Source organism: Kitasatospora sp. NPDC059673 (assembly GCF_042734215.1).
Classification (GTDB): domain Bacteria; phylum Actinomycetota; class Actinomycetes; order Streptomycetales; family Streptomycetaceae; genus Kitasatospora.
In genome coordinates this window covers 53,885-76,425 of sequence record NZ_JBHWEN010000015.1, presented here as the reverse complement: position 1 = coordinate 76,425, position 22,541 = coordinate 53,885, and the positions used below count along the sequence as shown (strand labels likewise).

Genomic DNA, 22,541 nt, shown 5'->3' with positions numbered 1-22,541 from the left:
CCCGCTCCCGGCAGGCCGTCAGACGGCGGCCACCGGCACCACGCCCTCCCGGTTGAGCAGCGCCGCGTAGCGGCCGTCGCGGGCCAACAGCTGCTCGTGGCTGCCGAGTTCGGCGAGCGTGCCGTGGTCGAGGACGGCGATCTGGTCGGCGTCCCGGACGGTGGACAGCCGGTGCGCGATGGTGATCGTGGTGCGGCCCTCGGCGAGGGCGTCCAGGGCCTGCTGGACGGCCAGTTCGGTCTGGTTGTCCAGCGCGCTGGTGGCCTCGTCCAGGATCAGCACCGGCGGGTTGCGCAGCACCGTGCGGGCGATCGCCAGGCGCTGCTTCTCGCCGCCGGAGAAGCGGTAGCCGCGCTCGCCCACCAAGGTGTCGTAGCCGTCCGGCAGTTCGGCGATCATGTCGTGGATCTGGGCGGCCTTGGCGGCGGCGACGAGTTCCTCGTCGGTGGCCTCGGGCTTGGCGAAGCGCAGGTTGTCGGCGATCGAGGCGTGGAACAGGTAGGTCTCCTGGGAGACCACACCGACCGCCCGGGTCAGCGTCTCGAAGGACAGCTCGCGCACGTCCACACCGTCGATCAGCACCCGCCCGGAGCTGACGTCGTACAGCCGCGGCACCAGATAGGACAGCGTGGACTTGCCGGAGCCGGTCTCGCCGACCACCGCGAGCGAGCCGCCCGCCGGAATGGCCAGGTCGATCGCGTCCAGGGTGGGGCGGTCCTGCCCGGCCTGGTAGTGGAACTCGACGTCCTCGAACCGCACGTCGCCGCGGATCCGTTCCAGCTGGACGGGGTGCTCGGGTTCGTCGATCTCCACCGGCAGGTCGAGGTACTCGAAGATCCGCTGGAACAGCGCGAGCGAGGTCTGCACGTCCACGCCGGTGGACAGCAGGCTGACGGTGGGACGGAACAGGCCCTGCTGCAGCGACACGAACGCCACCAGGGTGCCCAGCGAGACGATCGGCGCGCCGGTCGCGGTGGCCAGGCCCGCCGCCCAGTAGATCAGCGCGGGCATCGCGGCCATCACGATCCCTATGGTCGACATCCGCCACCGGCCGGCCATGCTGGAACGCACCTCCAGGGCCGCCAACTCGTCGCTCTGCTCGGCGAATTCGCTGGTCAGCGAGGCGGAGCGGCCCATCGTGCGACCCAGCAGGATGCCGCTGACGGACAGTGACTCCTGCACCGCGGAGGAGAGCTTGGCGAGCTGGCGCTGCCGCTCCCCCGTGATCCGCTTCCGCTCCCGGCCGACCCGGCGGCTGATCCACACGAACACCGGGAGCAGCAGCAACGAGACAATGGTGAGCCGCCAGTCCAGCGCGACCATCGCGACCACACTGGCGATCACCGCCGTCAGGTTCGACACCAGCGAGGTGGCGGTGCCGGTGACGGTGGCCTGCATCCCGCCGATGTCATTGGCGATCCGGGACTGCACCTCGCCGGTGCGGGTCCTGGTGAAGAACGCCAGCGACATCCGTTGCAGATGCCGGTAGACCGAGGTCCGCAGGTCGTGCATGACCCGCTGCCCGACGGTGGTGGAGATCAGCGTCTGCAGCACGTTGAGGACGCTGGTGACCACGGCCGCCGCGATCATCCCCAACGCGAGAAGGGTCAGCAGCCCCGTCCGCCGCTCCGGAATCGCGACGTCCAGCACCGCCCGCAACAGGAACGGCGTCACCACGGACACCACCGCGGACGCCGCCACCAGCAACCCCACCACGCCCAGCCGCCCGGTATACGGCCGGAACAACCGCAGGATCCTCCTCACCTGCGCCGGCTGCCGCTCCTCCCCTTCGGGCGGCGTCCAGTCGATCCGGTTCAGTCGCACGGAGACCTCCAGGTGGTCGGCGGACAGGACACTGCGAGCTTAACGAGCTTCGCTCACCATTAGCAAAACTAACCTTCTGGACATTCCCTTAGCGGAAGGGGGGAGCGAGCGAGCGCGAAACCAGGGAGAGCACCACCAGGGGCGCGGGCGGGTGCGAAACCAGGGGCGCGGGGAACTGCGCGAAGGGGAACGCACCACGTCCGCAAGATCGCGACGCAGGACAATGACTTGCACTTGATCGCGACCTCGCGGACGCGGTGTGCGCTTGTCGCGCAGTTCCCCGCGCCCCTGTTTTCGCGCCCGCCAGCTCGCAGTTCCCCGCGCCCCTGTCTTCGCGCCCGCCAGCTCGCGCCCGCCGGCTCGCGCCCCCGGCTACGGCTTGCGGTAGTCGCGTCCCGCCGTGGTGGACAGCTTCCCCAGCCCGCCCAGCGGAAGAATTCGGGCCGCCGTCACCGCCGCCTTGTACCGCTTGCCGGGTACGCACAGTGGGCGGTTGCGGGCGAGGTCGCGCAGGGATTCGTCGACGACGCGGTCTGCGGTGAGCCAGGCCCAGGCGGGGATCGCGGAGGTGCCCATGCCGGCCCGCTGGTGGAATTCGGTGCGGGTGAAGCCGGGGCACAGCGCCTGGAGCCGGACTCCGCTTCCGGCCAGGTCGCGGGCGATGCCGAGGGTGAAGTTGACCACCCACGCCTTGGTCGCGCCGTAGGTGCCGCGCGGGACGAACGCCGCGACCGAGGCCAGGTTGACGATCCCGCCGAAGCCGCGTTCGCGCATGCCGGGGACGGCGGCGGTGGTGGTGCGCAGGACGGCCTCGATGTGAACCTTGAGCATGTCGAGTTCGTCCTGGACGGGGACGTCCAGGTACGCGCCGCGGTTGCCGAAGCCGGCGTTGTTGATCAGGAGGTCGACGGGGCGGGTGTCGTCGCGCAGTCGGTCCTCGACGGAGCCGATGCCGGTGTCGGTGGCGAGGTCGGCGGCGATCGTCTCGACCTGGACGCCGTAGCGGGCGGCGAGTTCGTCGGCGGACTCCCGCAGGCGTTCGGTGTCGCGGGCGACCAGCACCAGGTCTCGGCCGTCGGCGGCGAGGCGGCGGGCGAAGGCGGCACCGATGCCGGCGGTCGCGCCGGTGATGAGGGCTGTGGTCATGGATCCGACCGTACCGGTCGGTAGCCGGGTCCGGCGTGGATCTTGCGAGCGCGGCCCGGTCGGCCCTTCGAGCGACGCCCCCGGGGTGGGCGGCGCGCCCCGTCATGGCACCAGTCCTATCAACCTACGGTTTCGGGCATCGCCGCCGACCCACGCGGTGTCCGCCTCACCCTGGAGAACTGATGCTTGTTCAGCTTCACCCGTTCTGGATAGAAGTCGCGTGCCCGGCCCGTCCCCGACCCCGGTGGTCCTGACGGCGCCGGCACGCCTTCGCCTCTCCCGGGCCCGCCCCCTCCCCACGGGGCGGGCCCGAAGCGTGTCCGCACAGGGTGACCTGTCGACAAATCGCCTCGAACTCGCCAGATACTGACCGGTAAGTAATTTCGTCCGATCTATTGACGGGGTGTCAACAGCTCGGGATTCTCGGGAAAAACCGCCGCCTCCCCGAGCCGAGAGGTGCCCATGATCGGAAACCATCGCGCCAGGAACGTCCTCGCCCGTCTGCTGCCGCTGCTCCTGCTCGCGGCCGCGATCGTCGGCGGCGCCGTTCCGGGCCCCAACGCCCGTGCCGCCGACGGGTGGTGGAATCCCACCGCCCGGCCGGCGCCGGACTCGCAGATCAATGTCACGGGCGAGCCGTTCCGCGGCACGGCCGCCGACGGCAGTGTCCGCGGCTTCGTCGACGCGCACAACCACCTGATGTCCGCCGAAGGTTTCGGCGGCCGGGTGATCTGCGGCGCCGCGTTCTCCCCGCAGGGCGCCGCGGACGCGCTGAAGGACTGCCCGGAGCACTACCCGGACGGTTCGCTCGCCCTGTTCGAGAACGTCACCGGCGGGGCCAACGGCCACCACGACCCGGTCGGCTGGCCGACCTTCGCCGACTGGCCGGCCCACAACTCGCTCAGCCACCAGCAGGACTACTACGCCTGGGTGGAGCGGGCCTGGCGCGGCGGCGAGCGGGTGCTGGTCAACGACCTGGTGACCAACGGGCTGCTGTGCTCGATCTACCCGTACAAGGACCGCGGCTGCGACGAGATGGACGCCATCCGCACCGAGGCCCGCAAGTCCTACGAACTCCAGGCGTACATCGACACGATGTACGGCGGGCCCGGCAAGGGCTGGTTCCGCATCGTCACCGACTCCGACCAGGCCCGTTCCGTGGTCGAGCAGGGCAAGTTGGCGGTGGTGCTGGGGGTGGAGACCTCGGAGCCGTTCGGCTGCAAGCAGATCCTGGACGTGCCGCAGTGCGACCGGGCCGCGATCGACCGCGGGCTGGACGAGCTGTACGCGCTCGGGGTGCGCAGCATGTTCCTGTGCCACAAGTTCGACAACGCGCTGTGCGGCGTGCGGTTCGACGAGGGCGGCACGGGGGTGGCGGTGAACGCCGGGCAGTTCCTGTCCACCGGCACGTTCTGGACCACCGAGCAGTGCACCGGCCCGCAGCACGACAATCCGATCGGGCTGCCCACCGCGCAGGCCCAGGGGATGCTGCCGGCCGGAGTGAACCTGCCCACGTACTCCACGTCCGCCCAGTGCAACACCCGGGGGCTGACCGAACTCGGCGACTACGCGCTGCGCGGCATGATGCAGCGTCACATGATGCTCGAAGTCGACCACATGAGCGTCAAGGCGGCGAAGAGCGCGTTCGAGATCCTGGAGTCGCAGGCCTACCCGGGGGTGCTCTCCAGCCACAGCTGGATGGACCTCAACTGGACCGAACGCCTGTACAAGCTGGGCGGGTTCGCCGCCCAGTACCCGCACGAGGCGAGCGGGTTCGTGGCCGAGGCGAACCGCACCAAGGAGCTGCGTGACACGTACGGGGTCGGCTACGGCTACGGCAGTGACCTGAACGGTGTCGGCGGCTGGCCGGGCCCGGTCGGCGCGGGCGCGCCCAACGCGGTGACGTACCCGTTCCGCAGCGCGGACGGTGGCTCGGTGCTGGACCGTCAGGTGACCGGCTCCCGGACCTGGGACGTCAACACCGATGGCATGGCGCACGCCGGACTGCTGCCCGACTGGATCGAGCAGATCCGGCTCAGTGGCGGGCAGGGGGTGGTGAACGATCTGATGAAGGGCGCGCAGTCCTACCTGACCACCTGGCGGGCCACCGAGCACTACTCCCCCGGGCGGGAGTTGGCGACCGGAACGGCGAGTGCCGGCGCGAGCTCCTCGGAGTGGAACCCGTTCACTTCCTACCAGCCCGGCCGGGCGCTGGACGGCGACCGGTCCACCCGCTGGGCCAGCGACTGGAGCGACGACCAGTGGCTGTCCGTGGACCTCGGCGCGGTGCACACCGTGGACCGGGTGACGCTGGACTGGGAACGCGCCTACGCCACCGGCTACCGGATCGAGGTGTCCACGGACGGCAGCACCTGGCGCACCGTCTGGTCCACCACGGCGGGCGACGGCGGCCAGGACACCGCCTCGTTCGCGCCGACGGCGGCCCGGTACGTGCGCTTCCACGGCACGGCGCGGGCCACCCAGTGGGGGTACTCGCTGTACGAGCTGTCGGTGCACGGCACCTGACCCGCACCGCTTCCGGTATGACGGTCCGTCCATGACGGTCTGAATGTGACGGTCCCGAATGTGACGGGCGAACAATCGGCCTCTCTCCAAAGCCGATTGTCCGCCCGTCATTCTGTGATCATTACTCCATCTTGGCGGCCCGGGCGTCCTGATCGGCCTGCCCACCCGCACCGACCGGCCGCAGCCGGGTGGCGGCGGTGGCCTTCAGCTCGGGCGCGAGCCTGGCGACATCGCGGGAGCCGACCGCGGCGATCAGGCCGGGCATCATCCAGCGCACCGGCTGCATGCCGCGCAGCCAGGCCTGCGCGTAGACGTGCGCGGAGCGGCGGCCGATGCCGGCCACCAGCCGGTCCACGGCCGGGCCGATCGGGTACGTCTTGTTGGCGGGCCAGGGCAGCTTGGCCCGCATCTGCCGCAGCACCGCGTCCTCGTCGGCGCCGCGCACCATGTCGGTGTCGGTCCAACTCAGGTAGCCGACACCGACCTTGACGCCCTGGTAGGCGACCTCGGCGCGCAGCGCGTGGGCGAAGGACTCGACGCCGGCCTTGGAAGCGCAGTAGGCGGACATCAGCGGGGCCGGGGTGAGCGCGGCCAGCGAGGCGATCTGCAGCAGGTAGCCGCGGCTCTCGACCAGCGCGGGCAGGAAGGCCCGGGCGGTGGCGACGGAGCCGAGCAGGTTGACCTCGATCACCCGGCTCCAGGCCCGGTGGTCGCTGTCCTGCATCGGCCCGCCGAGCGCGATGCCGGCGTTGGCGACGACGGTGTCGATCCGCCCGTAGCGGTCCTTGATCCGGTTCGCCACCTCGGTCAGCGCGTCCAGGTCGGTGACGTCGGCCTCCCAGGCGGAGGCGTGTTCGCCGCACTGGGCGGCGACGGCCTTGAGTTCGGCGGGCTCCAGGCCGACCAGCGCGACCTTGGCGCCCCGGTCGGCGAGCTTGCGGGCCATCAGCGCGCCCAGGCCGCGGGCGGCTCCGGTGATGACGACGACCTGCGAGGACAGCGGCGGGGTCATGCGGTCTTCTCCACGGTGGCGGTCGGGGACGGGTGGTCCGAAGCGCTGGTGTTCGCGACCTCGGCCGTGCTTTCGGCACCGACGTTCTCGGCACCGCTGTTTTCGGCACCGCTGAACGCAACGGCGTCCGCCGACAGGTCGTCGGCGACCAGCGCGGCGACCCGGCGGATCTCCTCGGCGACCTCGGCGGGGCGTTCGACCGGGCTCATGTGGCCGGCGCCGGGGAGTTCCAGCAGGCCGCGCGGGTCGGCCAGGGCGGCGAAGATCCGGTGCGAGTGCACCGGCGGGGTCAGTTTGTCGTTGCTGCTGGTGACGACGGCGGTCGGCGCGGTGATCCGGGCCAGCCCGGCGTGCACGTCCAGCACGTCCAGCACCACCGCCCACTGGTAGCGCACCTTGGCCGGGCAGGCGTGCACCACCTGCGCGCAGGCCTCGACCCGGTCGGCGGGCGTGGCGGGGCCCATGGTGGCGTACTTGAGGGCGGCCCGGCTGATGCCGTTGACCGAGCCGAGCGACAGCCGGGACTGGAGCACCGGGCGGCTCAGCATGCGCCGCAGCGCCCGGCCGCGCACGAAGGGCGGAAGCACCGTCAGTTCGTCGACGAGTTCGCCGGGGCCGGTGTTGACCAGCACGTTGGCGGCGGTACGGGCGGCCACCTCGGGGCGTCCGCCGGCCGCCATGATGGTCATGCCGCCCATGCTGTGGCCGGCGACCACGGCTCGCCGCCCGGCGGGGACGGTCGCGGTCAGCACCGCTTCGAGGTCGTCGGCGAGCTTGTCGGTGCCGTACCCGGCGGCGTCGGCCGGCGCGGGGCTGCGGCCGTGGCCGCGCTGGTCGTAGGCGATGACCCGGAAGTCGGCGACCAGCCGGTTGATCACGGGCGCCCAGAACGTGGTCGCGCACGTCCAGCCGTGGGCGAGCACGAGCAGCGGCGCACCCTCGCGTCCGTACTCCTCGACGCTCAGTTCGGCGCCGTCGGCGGAGCGGACGGTGTGGACGGCTGCCGGGTCGGGCAGCACGCAGTCGGCGGGGATACGGGGGCTCATACGGGCACCGCCTCGGGGTCGAGCGCGTCGCCCAACGGGGCTGTGCGCTTGAGGAGTTCGTACTCGGCGAGATCGACGTGCCGGGTGGCACGGCGGAAGGCGCTGGTGGAGGCCGGCCACAGCACGGTGTTCTTGCCGTCCTCTTCGAGGTACCAGCTGCGGCACCCGCCGGTGGTCCACACGGTGCGGCTCATCCGGTGCTGGAGTTCCAGGTTCCACTGCCGCTGGGCCCGTTCGGTGGGCTGCATGGCGGTGGCGCCGAGGGAGTCCAGCGTGGTCAGCGCGTCGATCAGGTAGTTGAGTTGGGACTCGATCATCAGGATCATCGAGTTGTTGCCGAGCCCGGTGTTCGGGCCGATCAGGAAGAACAGGTTGGGGAAGCCCCGCACGGTGGAGCCGCGCAGTGCCTCCATACCGTCCTTCCACGCTTCGGCCAGCGCCATGCCTCCGATGCCGTACACCCGCTGCGCGATCGGCAGGTCGGTGACGTGGAATCCGGTGCCGAACACCACGGCATCGACCTGGTGTTCGCTTCCGTCGGCGGCGACCAGGGTGTTGCCGCGCAGCTCGCGCAGGCCGGAGGCGACCACCTCGGTGTTGGGGGCGGCGAGCGCCGGATAGTAGGTGTTGCTGAGCAGGATGCGCTTGCAGCCGATCCGGTAGTCCGGCGTGAGCTTGGCGCGCAGCGCCGGGTCGGCGATCGCCTTGTGCATGTGCCGCAGCGCCACCTGCTGGACCAGCTTGAGCAGTTGCGGACGGCGCACGAAGGCGTCCACCTGGAGCTCGCGAATCACGAACAGGGCGGACCGGCGCAGAAGTCCGCTGGGCGGGAGCTTGCTGTGCAACCACTTCTCCACGCCGGTCACTTCGCGGTCGGCGCGCGGCAGGACCCAGGCCGGGGTGCGCTGGAAGACCGTCAGGCTGCGGACGGTGGGCTGGATGGCGGGGATGATCTGGGCGGCGGAGGCGCCGGTGCCGATCACGGCGACGCGCTTGCCCGCCAGGTCGTAGTCGTGGTCCCAGCGGGAGGAGTGGAAGACCTTGCCGGGGAAGCTGTCCAGGCCGGGCAGGTCGGGGATCTGCGGGTCGGCCAGCGGGCCGGCGGCGGAGACCACGGCGTCGGCGGTCCAGCTGCCGGCCCGGGTGGTGACCCGCCATCGGGTGCGCTCCTCCTCCCAGCGCAGTTCGGTGACCTCGGCGCCGAACCGCAGGTGCGGGCGCAACCCGAAGGTGTCGGCGACCTTCTCCAGGTAGGCGCGGATGTCGGGCTGTCCGGAGAACACCCGGGGCCACTCGGGGTTCGGCGCGAAGGAGAACGAGTACAAGTGGGAGGGCACGTCGCAGGCGCAGCCCGGGTAGGAGTTGTCGCGCCAGGTGCCGCCGATGGAGTCCGCGCGTTCCAGGATCACGAAGTCGGTGATCCCGGCGCGGCGCAGCCGGACGCCGGCGCCGAGGCCGCCGAAGCCGGAGCCGACGACGGCGACCCGCACGTGCGGCACGGGGTCCGGCTGCGGCATGGCAGGGACGGGCGGCTTCTTGGTGCGGGGTGCCATGGGCGGGTCCTCCTGGCAAGGGTGGGGAACGGCACGGGCCGGTGCGGTGCTGAACTGCCGCTGCGTGCTGAGGGGATGGAGCCCTGGATGCTGCCAGTAATCACTGGCGCGTTTGGCAGAGTAGCCCTTGTTGACACTGAGTGGAATAGCGCCGACGCCGAGGATTGCGCGGGTGTCCGCCCGTCCCGGCCCGGCCCTATGCTGACCGGCGTGGCGGAGATCCAGCAGGACCGCGAGCCCCCGCGCGAGTACCGCATCGCCGAACTCGCCGAGGCGGCCGGCATCAGCGTGCGCACCGTCCGCTTCTACCGCGAACGCCGCCTGCTGCCACCACCCCGCAAGGCCGGCCGGATCGCCTGGTACGGCCCCCAGCACCTGGCCCGGCTGCGGCTGATCGGCGAACTGCTCGAACGCGGGCACGCGCTCGGCGGCATCGCCGAACTGATCGGCGCCGGCGAGGACGGCCGCGACGTCGCCGAACTGATCGGCCTTCAGGCCGCGCTGGTCGCGCCCTGGTCCGACGAGACGCCCGTCCACCTGAGCTGGGACGAACTGCGCGCCGCGTTCGGCGACCAGCTGACCGAGGCCAACACCGCCGAGTCCCTCGCCCAGGGCTTCATCACCGTCGACCCCGACGGCATCACCCACATCAGTCGCCGCCTGATGGACGCCACCGTCGCCCTGGTGGACGAGGGTGTGCCGCTGGCCGCCGTCCTGGAGGTCAGCCGCCACGCCAGCGAGTACGCCGACGCGATGGCCGACATTTTCGTCACCCTGATCCGCGACCGGCTGCTGGGCGCCCTCGCCCACGTCCAGGACCTCACCCCCGCCGAAGCCGCCCGCCTCACCGAGCGCATCCACCGCATCCGCCCGCTCGCCCGGGCCGTCAACGACGCCCAGTTCGCCCTCGCCATGGACCGCCGCGTCCGCGCCGAGTACGACCGCCTGAACGAGACCTGATCCCCGCTCGCCGAGGCGGGCAGCGCCCGGGCCCTCGGCAGGCATGCGCGGCCACGCTGCGGACACCGCAGCCGTGCCCTGCACCGGTCGGGGCACGGCGGGCAGCCCGTCCCCGCTCCTCACCACGTGTGCGCACACGCGCATCCCGGGAAGGGCCCTACGATGAGCAGATGGACAACCGCGCGCAGGTCGCAGATGCATCGCACTCGCATCAGCACACCGGTGGCGAGCGCCTCGACGCCGCCGCCTCCGTCCTCTCCCTCCTCGCGGACCGCACCCGCCTCGCGCTGCTGGAGCGCCTGGGCCGCGGCGAGGCCGACGTGACCACCCTGGTCGAGGCCACCGGTGCCGCCCGCCCCTCCGTCAGCCAGCACCTGGCCAAACTCCGCCTCGCCGGACTCGTCACCACCCGCCGGGACGGCCGCCACGTCGTCTACTCCCTGCGTCACGGCCACCTGCGCCGCCTGGTCGACGAGGCGCTGAACGTCGCCGACCACCAGATCGCCGCCCTTCCCCCGCACGACTGACTCCCTGCCCGGCGGGAGTTCCGGCCGCCCGACCGCAGGCAACATGTGCATTTATGCGTACATGTTGTTTACGATGAGATGGTCGGGCCACCTTCGAGCCGGGACGGGCCATGCTTTCCGTGCTGCGCAACCGCACCTACCGCCACCTGTTCACCGCCCAGGTCGTCGCCCTGATCGGCACCGGCCTGGCCACCGTCGCCCTCGCGCTGCTCGCCTACGACATCGCCGGGGCGAACGCGGGCGCGGTCCTGGGCACCGCGCTGGCGATCAAGATGGTCGCCTACGTCGCCATCGCCCCGATCGCCGGCGCGCTCGCCGGCCGCATACCGCGCAGGGCGCTGATGGTGGCGATGGACCTCACCCGCGCCGGCGTCGCCCTCGCCCTGCCGTTCGTCACCCAGGTCTGGCAGATCTACCTGACGGTGTTCCTGCTCCAGGCCGCCTCCGCCGCGTTCACCCCGACCTTCCAGGCCACCATTCCCCAGGTGCTGCCCGCCGAGCGCGACTACACCAACGCCCTGTCCATGTCCCGTCTCGCCTACGACCTGGAGTCCCTGTTCAGCCCCGCGCTCGCCGCCGTCCTGCTGACCTGGGTCTCCTACAACTGGCTGTTCACCGGCACCATGGCCGGCTTCCTCGCCTCCGCCGCCCTGGTCGTCTCCGCCGTCCTGCCCAAGACCCCGCCCACCGAACGCACCGGCGGCAGCTACCGGAAAGCGATGTTCGGCTCCCGCCTGTTCCGGGCCACCCCCCGCCTGCGGGCCCTGATCACCCTCGACCTCGCGGTCGCCGCCGCCGGAGCCATCGTCTTCGTCAACACCGTCGTCGTGGTCCGCGAGCACTTCCGGCGCCCCGCCGGATCCGTCTCCCTCGCCCTCGGCGCCTACGGAGCCGGCTCCATGCTCGCCGCCCTCCTGCTGCCCCGCCTCCTGGCCCGCGCCGGAGACCGCGCCGTCATGCTCCCCGCCGCCCTCGCCCTGCCCGCCGTCCTCACCGCCACGGCCGCCATCACCGCCGCCGCGCCCGGCACCGCGACCTGGATCGCCCTCCTCGCCGCCTGGGCCCTGATCGGCGCCGCCGGTTCCGCCGTCCTCACCCCCGGCGGACGCGTCATCCGCCGCTCCGCCGCCGACGCCGACCTCCCCGCCGCCTTCGCCGCCCAGTTCTCCCTCTCCCACTCCTGCTGGCTGCTCACCTACCCCCTCGCCGGCTGGCTCGCCGCCGGAGCCGGACTCCCCGCGACCGCCCTCGTCCTCGGCGCGATCTCCCTCACCGCCGCCCTCGCGGCCGGCGCCCTGTGGCCGCGCCACGACCCCGACACCCTCCCCCACACCCACACCGACCTCCCCCGCGACCACCCCCACCTCCGCGACGCCCACCCCCTCGACGGCGCCACCGGAGCCTGGGGCCACGACCACCACTACGTCATCGACCACCACCACCCCCGCTGGCCCCAGCACGCCTGACACACCACCAGGGCAGCACGACGACCACCACGCTCCGCCCACCCGAAGCGGGTCGAACCCGGCGGGCAGAATCCGCGCACGCGGTGCCCACCGCCGCCCGCACCTTGTCCCACCAGCCACCTGCGCATCACCCGTCACACCCGGGCATGGGAGAGTGGAGGGCGGTGAAGGGAGCGCGGGCGTGTTGATGGAGAAGGTCACCGAGATCCTCGTGGAGGCGTCGGCAGAGGCGGTCGAGCCTCGGTTTCGGGCGCTGGCCGAGGGTGAGGTGATGGAGAAGGCTCCAGGCGATCTCGTCACCGTCGCGGACCGGGACGCCGAGCGGATCATCACTCGGCGCCTGCGTGAGCTGCTGCCCGTCCCGGTGGTCGGGGAAGAGGCCGTGGCGGCCGATCCGGCGCTGGCCCGGGCGCTGCTGGAGGAGCCCGCCGTCTGGCTGGTGGACCCGGTGGACGGGACCAAGAACTTCGTCGCCGGGGAACCCGCGTTCGCGGTGATGGCCTCGCTGGTGCGGAGCGGACAGGCCGTCGCGTCCTGGATCTGGCAGCCCTGCTCCGGCACCGCGTACACCGCCGAACTCGGCGCGGGGGCCTGGCGGAACGGGGAGCGGCTGGCGCGGGAGAAGGTCACCACCGCGCCGGAGGCGTGGACGGGCATCCTGAAGACGCGCTACTTCGCTCCGCCGACCAGCCACCACCTGCTCGACAACGCCCGCGCGCTCGGCCCGCTCGATCCCGGGCGCAGAGCCGCCGGCATCGAGTATCCGCTGGTCGCCACCGGTGAGCGCGACTTCCTCCTGTACTGGCGCACTCTCCCCTGGGACCACGCCCCCGGTTCGCTGCTGATCACCGAGGCCGGCGGCCGCTCCGCCCGTTTCGACGGCTCCCCGTACCTGCCCGAGCCGCCCGGTGGCACCAACGGCCTGCTGGTGGCGGCGGATCCGGAGCAGTGGGAGACGCTGCGGGGGATCCTGCTGAAGGGCTTCTGACCCGCCCTACCGCTTCTGCACCGCCCGTCCGCTCTCGACCACGGCCGCCAGCAGCGAATCGAGCTCCCGTTCGGTGGTGTGCGGGTTGAGCAGGGTCAGTTTCAGCCGCACCCGGCCGGGGCCGGTGCCCGGGAGTTCGGTGCGGCCGACGACGGCCCGGCCGGTGCGCAGCAGGTGGCGGCGCAGTTCCGCGTTGACGTGGTCGCTGTCCGCGGCCGCGTAGCGGAACACCACGGTGGTCAGGACCGGTTCGCAGTGCAGCTCCAACTCGGGGTTCGCGCGGACGAGTTCGGCGGCCCGCAGGGCCAGGTCGTGGCAGCGGTCGACCAGTGCGCCGAGCCCGTCCCGGCCCAGCGTCCGCAGGGTGACGGCAAGTTTGAAGGCGTCGGGTCGGCGGGTGGTGCGCAGCGACTGGCCGAGCAGGCTGGGGTAGCCGGCGTCCTCGTCGTCGGCGGGGTTGAGGTAGACGGCGCGGCGGGCGAGCGAGGCGTAGGTGCGGGCGTCGCGGACCAGGAAGACGCCGGCGGCGGCGGGTTGCCAGCCGAGTTTGTGCCAGTCGAGGGAGATCGAGTCGGCGCGGTCGATCCCGTCGAGCAGCGGGGCGAGCCGGTCGGAGAACAGTGCGCCGCCGCCGTACGCGGCATCCACGTGCAGCCAGGTGCCGTGGCGGGCGGCGAGGTCGGCGACCTCGTGCAGCGGGTCGATGGCGCCGGTGTCGGTGGTGCCGGCGGTGGCGACCACGGCGATCGGGGTGGCGCCCTCCCAGCCGGCCTCGGCGAACGCGTCGGCCAACGCCTCGGGCTCCATGCGCAGTTGACGGTCCACGGGGACGGCGCGGACGGCGCGTTCGCCGAGGCCGAGCAGTGCGGCGGCGCGCTGGACGGAGAAGTGGGCGACCTCGGAGGCCAGGATCCGGGGCCGGACGCCGCGCGGGATGCCGTTCAACTCGACGTCCGGGCCGAGGCGTTGGTCGCGGGCCAGCATCAGGCCCATCAGGTTGGACTCGGTGCCGCCGGTGGTCAGCACGCCGGCCGCGCGATCGGGCCGGAATCCGACCAACTGGGCGAGTTCGGCGAGGAGTTCGCTCTCCAGGGTGGTGGCTGCCGGGGCCTGGTCCCAGGAGTCCTGGGACGGGTTGAGGGCGCTGACCGCGAGGTCGGCGGCCACCGCGACGGCCAGCGGCGGGCAGTGCAGGTGTGCCGCGCAGGCCGGGTCGGCCGGGTCGGCCGCGCCGTGCGCCAGCAGCTCGACCAACTGCCCGAGTGCGCCCGGCCCGTGGGCCCGGGCCAGCGCCTCCCGCACCACCTCCCCCACCGCCATCGGCTCGCCCGCCACCACCGGCCCGCCCCGCCGCACCGCTCCGGCGGTCAGCGCCGCCAACACCTGTGCGAGCAGCGGCCGCAGCGCCTCGGGCCCGGCCACGCCTCCGGAGAGTTCGGTTAACCCACTCACTTCTCTTCCACTTCCAACCGATCGACCAGCAACAGAACGTGATGCGAGATCAACTACCCACGCGCGACGGCGGGCTCTCGCATGGCGAACTCGATGGCGTCGCAGAGCCGTTCGAGGACGGCGTCGGCCTGCTCGTCGGTGATGGTGAGCGGCGGGAGCAGCCGCAGGACGGCGTCGTGGCGGCCACCGAGTTCGACGATCAGGCCGCGGGCGAGGCAGGCTTCGCGCACCCGGACGGCGAGGCCGGGGTTCGCGGGGCGGGCGCCGCAGCTGTCCGACTCCCCTGCGGGATCGATGAGTTCGACGCCGGTCATCAGGCCGCGGCCGCGTACGTCGCCGATCACCGGGAGGCGGTCACGGGCGCCGTCGAGGCGGGCGGCGATCCGGGCGCCGACCGTCTCGGCACGGGCGGCCAGCCCGTTGGCGGCGACGTACCGGAGCGTCGCCGCGCCGGCCGCCATCGCGAGGGTGTTGCCGCGGAAGGTGCCGGTGTGGGCGCCGGGCCGCCAACTGTCGTACTCCTCGCGGTAGATGACCACCGCGAGCGGGAGGCTGCCGCCGATCGCCTTGGACAGCACCATCGCGTCCGGTTCGATGCCGCTGTGCTCCACCGCCCACATCCGCCCGGTGCGGCCGACACCCGTCTGCACCTCGTCGACGATCAGCGGGATGCCGCGTTCGGCGGTGATCCGGCGCATCTCGCGCAGCCAGCCGTCGGGGGCGGGGACGACGCCGCCCTCGCCCTGGACGGGTTCGAGGATCATCGCGGCGGCCGGGAGCACGCCGCCCGACGGGTCGTCGAGCAGCCGCTCGGTGTAGGCCGCGGCCAGCTCCGCGCCGCGCTCGCCGCCGATGCCGAACGGGCAGCGGTAGGCGTAGGGGTAGGGCAGCCGGGTGACCTCGCCGGCGCTGGGCAGCGGGGACTTGACGGCGGTGTTGCCGGTGAGGGCGAGGGCGCCGGCGGTCATGCCGTGGTAGGCGCCGGTGAAGGCGAGTGCGCCGCGGCGGCCGGTGGCGGTCTGCATGAGCTTGAGGGCGGCCTCGACGGCGTCGGTGCCGGCCGGGCCGCAGAAGTGGATCCGGGCCTTGGCGGCGAACTTCTCGGGGAGGCTCTCGAACAGCGCGGTGGTGAAGTCGTCCTTCTCGGCGGTGGCGAGGTCGAGCAGGTGGAGCGGAGCGCCGCTGTCCAGCGTGCGGCGGATCGCTTCGAGCACCACGGGGTGATTATGGCCGAGGGCGAGGGTGCCGGCGCCGGAGAGGCAGTCCAGGTAGCGGCGGCCGTCGGCGCCCTCCACGGTCATGCCGTTCGCGCGCACCGGGACGATCGGGAAGGACCGCGCGTAGGTGCGGGCGGCCGACTCGCGGATGCGCTGGCGGCGCAGGATCGCGTCGCCGGCGGGCGCGGCGGAGGTGCCGACGGTGAGGGTCACAGCGAAGCTCCCTTTGGATGGTTAGGTAAGCCTAACTTTACTCCCGGGGCTCCACTGAACGGCCCGCAAGGCCTTCTGATCACCCGTCCGAGTGAGCACGTACCGCTTTCCGCACCCGCCATGTCAACGAGCCCGCCCGCCCCCGGGTCACGGCCGCCACCCGAGTACGCCCCACGTACCCTGCCGCCATGGAGACTCCGAAGCGTGACGCCCATGCCCGCGAACTCGCCGCCACCCGCGCCTTCTTCGCCGAACGCGCCGCCGGCTGGGACGGCAAGTTCCCGGACGACAGTCCGCGCTACGCCGCCGCGATCGCCGAAACCGGCCTGACGGAGGGCCAGTTCGTCATCGACGCGGGCTGCGGCACCGGCCGCGCGCTGCCACTGCTGCGCGCGGCTGTCGGGCCGTCGGGAACCGTCCTCGGCCTCGACCTCACGCCGGAGATGCTGGCGCAGGCCACCGCGCACCGCGCCGACGCCGTCCTGCTGCAGGCCGACTGCACCCGGCTCCCGCTCCCGGACGCCGTGGCCGACCTGGTCTTCGGGGCCGGCCTGATCTCCCACCTGCCGGGCCCGGCGACCGGCCTGCGCGAACTCGCCCGCGTCACCCGCCCGGGCGGCCGGCTCGCCCTGTACCACCCCGTCGGCCGCGCCGCCCTCGCCGCCCGCCACGGCCGCGCCCTCACCCCCGACGACCTCCGGGCCCGCGACAGGCTCTTCCCCCTGCTCACCTCCGCCGGCTGGAACCCGCTGTCCTACACCGACGACCCGGACCGCTTCCTGGTCCTCGCCGAACGCGCCCGACCCGAACGCGCCTGATCTGAACGCGCCCGACCCGAAATCGCCTGACCTGGACTCGCCTGACCCCTACGGCTGTTCGCTCTTCCAGCGATAGCCGAGCTCGGGGCGGCCGACCTGGCCGTAGCGCGGTTCGCGGGTGGCGTGGCCGGTGGTGACCAGGTGTTCGAGGTAGCGGCGGGCGGTGATCCGGGAGACGCCGGTGGCCTCGGCGGCGGCGCCGGCGGACAGGCCCTCGGGGGCGGTGCGCAGCGCGGCCGCGACGGTGTCCAGGGTGGTGGCGGTCAGCCCCTTGGGGAGGCTGGTGCGGTCGGTGCCGCGCAGCAGGGCGAGCGCCCGGTCGACCTCCTCCTGCCCGAGGGCCTCGCCCTCGCGGCCGAGGCTGGCCCGGTACCGGGCGTACTGGCCGAGGCGGTCGCCGAGGGCGGCGGCGCCGAACGGTTTCAACAGGTACTGGACGACGCCGGCGGTGACGGCCTGCCGGACGGTGGCGAGGTCGCGGGCGGAGGTGACGGCGATGATGTCGGCGCTGTGACCGGCGGCGCGCAGCGTGGCGCACAGGTGCAGGCCGTGGCCGTCGGGGAGGTAGAGGTCGAGCAGGATCAGATCGACGGGGCTGCCGACCTCCCGGGCGCGGTCGAGGGCGCGGACGGCTTCGGCGCGGGAGTGTGCGGTGGCGGTGACGGTGAAGCCGGGGGTGCGGGCGACGTAGCGGGCGTGCGCGTCGGCGGCGACCGGGTCGTCCTCGACCACCAGTACGCGGATCGGCCGCTGCCCGGGGCGGCCGGTCACGCGTTCACCGCCGGGCGCTGGAGCGGGATCCGGACGGTGAGCACGGCGCCGCCGCACGGCTCGCCGGGCCGGACGTCCTGGTGGCCGGGGTGGACGTCCTCGCCGTCGTGTGTGGTCGCCTCGCCGAGCCGGACGTCGCCGCCGTTGCGGCGGGCGGTCTGGGCGACCAGGGCGAGGCCGAGGCCGCGGCCGTGCTGCTTGGTGGTCCAGCCGCGCCGGAACACCTCGTCGGCGGCGGCGGGGTCCACACCGGCGCCGGTGTCGGCGACCCGGAGCAGCAGGTGGCCGTCGTCGGTGCGGGCGGTGACGCGTACCTCGGGGGCGGCGTGGGCGGCGTTCTCGATGGCGGCGTCCACGGCGTTGTCGATCAGGTTGCCGAGCAGGGTGACCAGGTCGCGCGGGGTGAGCCGGTCGGGCAGGACGCCGTCGTCGATCCGGCTGTCCTCGGTGAGGTGGAGTTCGACGCCGCGTTCGGCGGCCTGCGCGGCCTTGCCGAGCAGCAGGGCGGCGAGCACGGGTTCGCCGACCGCGCCGACCACCTGGTCGGTGAGCCGTTGGGCGAGGGCGAGTTCGGCGGTGGCGAACTCCACGGCCTCGCGGTGGCGGCCGAGTTCGATCAGCGAGACCACGGCGTGCAGCCGGTTCGCGGCTTCGTGGGCCTGCGCGTCGAGCGCTGCGGCGATGCCCTTGACGGTGTCCAACTCGCCGGTGAGGCCCTGGAGTTCGGTGTGGTCTCGGAGGGTGATCACGCTGCCGATTCCGGGCCCGATCGGCGAGGTGTTGACCAGCAGTACGCGTTCGGCGGTCAGGTGCACCTCGTCGCGCACCGGTTCGGCGGACTCCAGTGCCTGCGTCAGTGAAGTCGGCAGACCGAGCTGACGCAACGTCAGTTCGCCCGCATCCTCGTCGAGTTGGAGCAGTTCGCGGGCGGCGTCGTTGCACAGCAGCACGCGGTGGTCGCGGTCGAGCAGCACCAGTCCTTCGCGCACCGAGTGCAGCGTCGCCTGGTGGTAGTCGTACAGGTGGGCGAGTTCCTCGGCGTCCATGCCGTGGGTGTGGCGGCGCAGCCGGGCGGCGACCAGGTAGCTGGCGGTGGCGCCGAGGGCGAGGGCGCCGGCCGCGATGCCGGTGAGGGCGAGCAGGGGGGTGCGCAGCCGGGCGGAGATGTTGTCGACGGTGATGCCCGCGCTGACCAGGGCGACCACATGGTGCTGGTCGTCCTGGACGGGGGCGACCACGCGGACGGACGGGCCGAGGGTGCCGGTGTAGGTCTCCTGCTGGAGGCGGCCCTGCTGGGCCTGGTCGATGTGGCCGAGGAAGGGGCGGCCGATCTGCGCCGGGTCGGGGTGGGTCCAGCGGATACCCTGCGGGTCCATGACGGTGACGAAGTCCACGTCGGTGTCGGCGCGGACCTGCTCGGCGAACGGCTGGAGGACGGCGCTGGGGTCGGGCCCGAGGGCGGCCGCGCGGACGGCGGGGGCGTCGGCGACGGACTGGGCGACGGCGGTGGCCTCGTGGCGGGCGGTGTCCTCGGCCCGGGCGGCGGTGAACAGGTAGGCGAGCACGGCACCGCCGGCGACCACGGCCCCGACGATGACCACCTGGATCGCGAACAGCCGTCCGGCCAGGCTGCGGAGCCGGCGGGGGCGGGCGGCGCGGGCCGCGGGGGCGGGCGGGCTGTTCGGGCGCATGCCGACCAGTGTGCCCGGTCACGGGCTTGTCGCGACGCTTGTGGGGGTTACCCATGAACTCTATGACCGCAATCGTGACGTCCCTCACGGCGGAGCGAATAGTCGTGCGCGGCCCGCCACCCAACGGGCCGGTCGCGTCCGCTCCCCCCGGTGGCGCGACGAGAACGAGCCTACGGCGAAGGAGCCGAGCGGATGACCCCCACCACGAACGGGAAGCAGACCAGAAGAGCGGACCGGACCCACTACCTGTACCTGGCGGTGATCGCGGCCGTGATCGCGGCGATCGTGGTGGGTCTGGTCGCGCCGAAGTTCGCGGTGGAGCTGAAGCCGGTCGGCACCGGCTTCGTCAACCTGATCAAGATGATGATCTCCCCGGTCATCTTCTGCACCATCGTGCTGGGTGTGGGCTCGGTCACCAAGGCGGCGAAGGTCGGCCGGGTCGGCGGCCTGGCGCTCGGCTACTTCCTGCTGACCTCGACGGTGGCGCTCGGCATCGGTCTGCTGGTGGGCAACCTGCTGGAGCCGGGCAGCGGGCTGCACCTGACGTCGGCGCTGGCGAAGTCCGGTCACGCGCAGGCCGCGGCGGGCGCCTCGTCCAGCACCGACTTCCTGCTCGGGATCATCCCCACCACCCTGGTGTCCTCGCTGACCCAGGGCCAGGTCCTGCAGACCCTGCTGGTGGCGCTGCTGGTCGGCTTCGCGCTGCAGGGCATGGGCCCGGCGGGCGCGCCGATCCTGCGCGGCGTCGAGCACCTGCAGAAGCTGGTGTTCCGGGTGATGTCGATGATCATGTGGGTCGCGCCGATCGGCGCGTTCGGCGCGATGGCCGCGGTGGTCGGCGCGACCGGCACGGCCGCGCTGAAGAGCCTCGCCGTGATCATGATCGGCTTCTACGTGACCTGCGTGCTGTTCGTGGTCGTCGTCCTCGGCCTGCTGCTCCGGCTGGCCGCCGGGGTGAACATCTTCAGCCTGCTGCGCTACCTGGGCCGGGAGTTCCTGCTCATCCTGTCCACCTCCTCCTCCGAGAGCGCGCTGCCCCGGCTGATCTCCAAGATGGAGCACCTCGGAGTGAGCCGCCCGGTCGTCGGCATCACCGTGCCGACCGGCTACAGCTTCAACCTCGACGGCACCGCGATCTACCTCACCATGGCCTCGATCTTCATCTCCGAGGCGATGGACAAGCCGATGTCGATCGGCGAGCAGCTCTCCCTGCTGGTGTTCATGGTGATCGCCTCCAAGGGCGCGGCGGGCGTCACCGGCGCCGGCCTGGCCACCCTGGCCGGTGGTCTCCAGTCCCACAAGCCCGCGCTGGTCGACGGCGTCGGCCTGATCGTCGGCATCGACCGCTTCATGTCCGAGGCCCGCGCCCTCACCAACTTCGCGGGCAACGCCGCCGCGACCGTCCTGATCGGACACTGGACCGGCGAACTCGACCGTGAGCGGATGAACGCCGTCCTGACCGGCGCGCTCCCCTACGAGGAGAACGCGGGCGCGCCCGAGACCGCCCACCTGCCCGCCCAGGCGCAGGCCCCGTTGGCGGAGCCGGCCGTCTGACGGCCGACGCCTTTCGCACCGTTCGCCCCCGCCGGGGTTCCGGGTTCGCCCGGACTCGGCGGGGGCGTCGCCGTCTGCGGGCCCGACCACGGGCCGGGCGGCAGGTCAGGCCGGGCGGCAGGTCAGGCCGGGTCGGGGGTGGTGCCGGAGAGGGCCCAGGCGAGGCCGGTGGCGGGGTCTTCCAGGGCGAGGTGCAGATGGCGGAGGTCGTCGCCCGGTTCGGTCCAGGCCAGGCAGTGCAGGCGGGCCACCAGCGCGTCGATGCCGGCCACGCCCGCGCCGCTCATGGCGGTGAGCAACTCCCATACGGCGAGCCGCCCTTGGGCCGCCCCTCGGTCGGGGTGGGCGGACCCGAGATGGACCAGCGCCGGGTACAGCGCGGCGAACGGCAGCGGCCCGCCGGTGACGTCCGGCCCGGCGGCGAGTTGCGCGGCGGCGTCGGTGGCGCGGCCGCGCACGCACACGGCGGTGGTCCAGTCGGACAGTCCGGCGAGCAGAGCGGTTGCCGGGAGCCCGGTCAACCGGGCGCCGGGGGACGGGAGTTCGAGGACGCCGAGACCTTCCCGGGTGGGCGGCGCCAGGTGCAGGGCGCGCCGGGCGCCGCCGCCGGGCAGGTACTCGCGGACCCGGGTGTCCCGCTCCCACCCGCTGTCCTCCCACGGGCGCAGCCGGTACGGCACTCCCGTGTCCCCGCCGGGCGTCTCGTCCCCGAGCAGGGCGCGGGTGTGCGCGGCCAGGCGGCGGATCGCGGGCGGCAGCGGCAGCGCGGCCAGCACCGGCCAGGGGTGGCGGGTGGCGAGCACCTCCCACAGCGGCCCGGCATCGTGGTCGCCCTCCGTCGCCGCCGCACCGGGCCCGCCGTCGGGGTCGAACAGCCGCGCCGCGACCGTGGCGGGCGCACCGTACGCCACCAGGTGCCCGAGCGGCCCCGCCAGCGCATCGCCGAGCGCCCTGGCCAGCCGGAACCGTTCCAGCAGCTCCCCCCAGCACCCCCGCGCGGCCAGCCACTGCCCGGACGGCCCCCACCCGTACCGCGCCGGCCGCACCGGCCCCGTCCCGTTGTCGACAATCATCCGCTCAATGTACGACCGCTCCCGGAGCCCGGCCCGCCGACGCGACGGTGACGGAGCGTCACGCCGGGCCCGGCTCGGTGGTCGGGCGGGCCGATCGTCCTTCGCGGCGGGCAGCGACGGCCGCCGGGTCGCCAGGTGGAACGGGACGGAGGGCGCGGGTGAGGCCGGTCAGCGGGAGCTCGGTGCCGAGGATGCGTTCGGCGGCGCGGTGGCCCGAGAGCAGGGCGCCGTGGACGGTGGCCGGTTCGTGGCCGTAGGTGGCCTCTCCGGCGAAGTGGAGGACACCGTCGACGGGTTCGGCCATCGCGTCGTGGTCCTCGTGGCGGGAGCCGACGGCCACGTAGGAGTACGAGCCGAGGGCGAGCGGGTCGGAGGCCCAGCGGGTGATCCAGTGCCCGACGGGGTCGGGGACGCCGTCGCCGTGGATCCCGCGCAGGGCGTCGAGCACCGAGGCGACGATCTCCTCGTCGGTCCGCTGCTCGATCTCCCGGGCCCAGTCGCCGCCGGCGAAGGTCAGCAGCATCGGCTCGCCGCTCACCGCGGAGACGTCGTACCAGGAGTGCCAGGGGACGCCGGCCCGGCCGTGCTGCCGGATCGCGTGCACGCCCTCCGGCCAGAACCGCTCCGGGAAGCGGAGGAAGACCTTGTTGAACGCGCCCATGCCGAGCCGGGCGATCGGTCCGGCGACGGCGTCCGGCAGGGCG

General features: G+C 73.0%; 18 protein-coding genes. 7 read left to right on the top strand and 11 right to left on the bottom strand.

Translation table 11 applies throughout. The features are described 5' to 3' along the window. Positions 1-18 precede the first annotated feature (18 nt). The gene (locus ACFV18_RS19160) at positions 19-1,824 is read right to left on the bottom strand and encodes an ABC transporter ATP-binding protein (RefSeq protein ID WP_380484638.1); all 1,806 of its coding nucleotides are present in this window, start codon (positions 1,822-1,824) and stop codon (positions 19-21) included. Positions 1,825-2,196: 372 nt separating this feature from the next. After that, a complete protein-coding gene (locus ACFV18_RS19155) occupies positions 2,197-2,970 on the bottom strand; it encodes an SDR family NAD(P)-dependent oxidoreductase (protein ID WP_380484636.1) in 774 nt (257 codons plus the stop codon). Positions 2,971-3,432: 462 nt separating this feature from the next. Here ACFV18_RS19155 and ACFV18_RS19150 point away from each other — a divergent pair, with 462 nt between their 5' ends. Next, complete coding sequence (locus ACFV18_RS19150) at positions 3,433-5,496, top strand: discoidin domain-containing protein (RefSeq protein WP_380484634.1); 2,064 nt, start codon at positions 3,433-3,435, stop codon at positions 5,494-5,496. Between the two features lie 121 nt (positions 5,497-5,617). On the opposite strand, the gene ACFV18_RS19145 is transcribed toward ACFV18_RS19150, so the two are convergent. Genes ACFV18_RS19145 through ACFV18_RS19135 form a run of 3 tightly spaced genes read right to left on the bottom strand, consistent with a single transcriptional unit; the run spans position 5,618 to position 9,107 of the window. Then, complete coding sequence (locus tag ACFV18_RS19145; protein ID WP_380484633.1) at positions 5,618-6,508, bottom strand: SDR family oxidoreductase; 891 nt, start codon at positions 6,506-6,508, stop codon at positions 5,618-5,620. Continuing rightward, positions 6,505-7,554 carry an alpha/beta fold hydrolase gene (locus tag ACFV18_RS19140; protein WP_380484631.1) on the bottom strand — a complete coding sequence of 350 codons (1,050 nt, stop codon included), beginning with the start codon at positions 7,552-7,554 and terminating at the stop codon, positions 6,505-6,507. Before ACFV18_RS19140 ends, ACFV18_RS19145 begins: the two co-directional genes overlap by 4 nt. Next, the gene (locus ACFV18_RS19135; RefSeq protein WP_380484629.1) at positions 7,551-9,107 is read right to left on the bottom strand and encodes a flavin-containing monooxygenase; all 1,557 of its coding nucleotides are present in this window, start codon (positions 9,105-9,107) and stop codon (positions 7,551-7,553) included. Before ACFV18_RS19135 ends, ACFV18_RS19140 begins: the two co-directional genes overlap by 4 nt. Before the next feature lie 210 nt (positions 9,108-9,317). Here ACFV18_RS19135 and ACFV18_RS19130 point away from each other — a divergent pair, with 210 nt between their 5' ends. The 4 genes from ACFV18_RS19130 (at position 9,318) to ACFV18_RS19115 (ending at position 13,048) form a co-directional block, all read left to right on the top strand. Then, on the top strand, positions 9,318-10,067 hold the full coding sequence (locus ACFV18_RS19130; protein ID WP_380484627.1) for a MerR family transcriptional regulator: 750 nt from the start codon (positions 9,318-9,320) through the stop codon (positions 10,065-10,067). 170 nt (positions 10,068-10,237) lie between these two features. Beyond that, positions 10,238-10,594, top strand: a complete 357-nt coding sequence (locus ACFV18_RS19125) for an ArsR/SmtB family transcription factor (protein WP_380484625.1) — start codon at positions 10,238-10,240, stop codon at positions 10,592-10,594. 110 nt (positions 10,595-10,704) lie between these two features. Further along, positions 10,705-12,060: an MFS transporter gene (locus ACFV18_RS19120; protein WP_380484623.1), complete on the top strand. Its 1,356-nt coding sequence runs from the start codon at positions 10,705-10,707 to the stop codon at positions 12,058-12,060. Positions 12,061-12,247: 187 nt separating this feature from the next. Next, positions 12,248-13,048 (top strand): inositol monophosphatase family protein, encoded by an 801-nt coding sequence (locus tag ACFV18_RS19115; RefSeq protein WP_380484836.1) that lies wholly within the window; start codon positions 12,248-12,250, stop codon positions 13,046-13,048. A gap of 6 nt (positions 13,049-13,054) precedes the next feature. Here ACFV18_RS19115 and ACFV18_RS19110 read toward each other — a convergent pair whose 3' ends face one another. Both ACFV18_RS19110 and ACFV18_RS19105 read right to left on the bottom strand, forming a co-directional pair. Then, on the bottom strand, positions 13,055-14,500 hold the full coding sequence (locus ACFV18_RS19110; protein ID WP_380484621.1) for a pyridoxal phosphate-dependent decarboxylase family protein: 1,446 nt from the start codon (positions 14,498-14,500) through the stop codon (positions 13,055-13,057). A gap of 53 nt (positions 14,501-14,553) precedes the next feature. Continuing rightward, positions 14,554-15,930 (bottom strand): diaminobutyrate--2-oxoglutarate transaminase family protein, encoded by a 1,377-nt coding sequence (locus tag ACFV18_RS19105; protein ID WP_380484619.1) that lies wholly within the window; start codon positions 15,928-15,930, stop codon positions 14,554-14,556. Positions 15,931-16,118: 188 nt separating this feature from the next. Here ACFV18_RS19105 and ACFV18_RS19100 point away from each other — a divergent pair, with 188 nt between their 5' ends. Beyond that, entirely contained in the window at positions 16,119-16,748 is a 630-nt protein-coding gene (locus ACFV18_RS19100; RefSeq protein WP_380484617.1) for a class I SAM-dependent methyltransferase, read from the top strand. A 48-nt stretch (positions 16,749-16,796) separates the two neighbouring features. Here ACFV18_RS19100 and ACFV18_RS19095 read toward each other — a convergent pair whose 3' ends face one another. Then, the gene (locus tag ACFV18_RS19095; RefSeq protein WP_380484615.1) at positions 16,797-17,519 is read right to left on the bottom strand and encodes a response regulator; all 723 of its coding nucleotides are present in this window, start codon (positions 17,517-17,519) and stop codon (positions 16,797-16,799) included. Further along, the gene (locus tag ACFV18_RS19090) at positions 17,516-19,210 is read right to left on the bottom strand and encodes an ATP-binding protein (protein ID WP_380484613.1); all 1,695 of its coding nucleotides are present in this window, start codon (positions 19,208-19,210) and stop codon (positions 17,516-17,518) included. Before ACFV18_RS19090 ends, ACFV18_RS19095 begins: the two co-directional genes overlap by 4 nt. Positions 19,211-19,402: 192 nt before the next feature. Here ACFV18_RS19090 and ACFV18_RS19085 point away from each other — a divergent pair, with 192 nt between their 5' ends. Next, positions 19,403-20,764 (top strand): cation:dicarboxylate symporter family transporter, encoded by a 1,362-nt coding sequence (locus tag ACFV18_RS19085; protein WP_380484611.1) that lies wholly within the window; start codon positions 19,403-19,405, stop codon positions 20,762-20,764. A gap of 122 nt (positions 20,765-20,886) precedes the next feature. On the opposite strand, the gene ACFV18_RS19080 is transcribed toward ACFV18_RS19085, so the two are convergent. Then, positions 20,887-21,837 carry a hypothetical protein gene (locus ACFV18_RS19080; RefSeq protein WP_380484609.1) on the bottom strand — a complete coding sequence of 317 codons (951 nt, stop codon included), beginning with the start codon at positions 21,835-21,837 and terminating at the stop codon, positions 20,887-20,889. 58 nt (positions 21,838-21,895) lie between these two features. Then, the gene (locus tag ACFV18_RS19075; RefSeq protein ID WP_380484607.1) at positions 21,896-22,498 is read right to left on the bottom strand and encodes a flavin monoamine oxidase family protein; all 603 of its coding nucleotides are present in this window, start codon (positions 22,496-22,498) and stop codon (positions 21,896-21,898) included. Positions 22,499-22,541: the final 43 nt, after the last annotated feature.

Excerpts from the sequence above, each read along its gene's own strand:
- ACFV18_RS19155 (WP_380484636.1), bottom strand. The coding sequence starts at position 2,970 with ATGACCACAGCCCTCATCACCGGCGCGACCGCCGGCATCGGTGCCGCC.
- ACFV18_RS19150 (WP_380484634.1), top strand. The coding sequence starts at position 3,433 with ATGATCGGAAACCATCGCGCCAGGAACGTCCTCGCCCGTCTGCTGCCG.
- ACFV18_RS19145 (WP_380484633.1), bottom strand. The coding sequence starts at position 6,508 with ATGACCCCGCCGCTGTCCTCGCAGGTCGTCGTCATCACCGGAGCCGCC.
- ACFV18_RS19140 (WP_380484631.1), bottom strand. The coding sequence starts at position 7,554 with ATGAGCCCCCGTATCCCCGCCGACTGCGTGCTGCCCGACCCGGCAGCC.
- ACFV18_RS19135 (WP_380484629.1), bottom strand. The coding sequence starts at position 9,107 with ATGGCACCCCGCACCAAGAAGCCGCCCGTCCCTGCCATGCCGCAGCCG.
- ACFV18_RS19125 (WP_380484625.1), top strand. The coding sequence starts at position 10,238 with ATGGACAACCGCGCGCAGGTCGCAGATGCATCGCACTCGCATCAGCAC.
- ACFV18_RS19120 (WP_380484623.1), top strand. The coding sequence starts at position 10,705 with ATGCTTTCCGTGCTGCGCAACCGCACCTACCGCCACCTGTTCACCGCC.
- ACFV18_RS19115 (WP_380484836.1), top strand. The coding sequence starts at position 12,248 with ATGGAGAAGGTCACCGAGATCCTCGTGGAGGCGTCGGCAGAGGCGGTC.
- ACFV18_RS19100 (WP_380484617.1), top strand. The coding sequence starts at position 16,119 with ATGGAGACTCCGAAGCGTGACGCCCATGCCCGCGAACTCGCCGCCACC.
- ACFV18_RS19090 (WP_380484613.1), bottom strand. The coding sequence starts at position 19,210 with ATGCGCCCGAACAGCCCGCCCGCCCCCGCGGCCCGCGCCGCCCGCCCC.
- ACFV18_RS19085 (WP_380484611.1), top strand. The coding sequence starts at position 19,403 with ATGACCCCCACCACGAACGGGAAGCAGACCAGAAGAGCGGACCGGACC.
- ACFV18_RS19080 (WP_380484609.1), bottom strand. The coding sequence starts at position 21,837 with ATGATTGTCGACAACGGGACGGGGCCGGTGCGGCCGGCGCGGTACGGG.
- ACFV18_RS19075 (WP_380484607.1), bottom strand. The coding sequence starts at position 22,498 with ATGGGCGCGTTCAACAAGGTCTTCCTCCGCTTCCCGGAGCGGTTCTGG.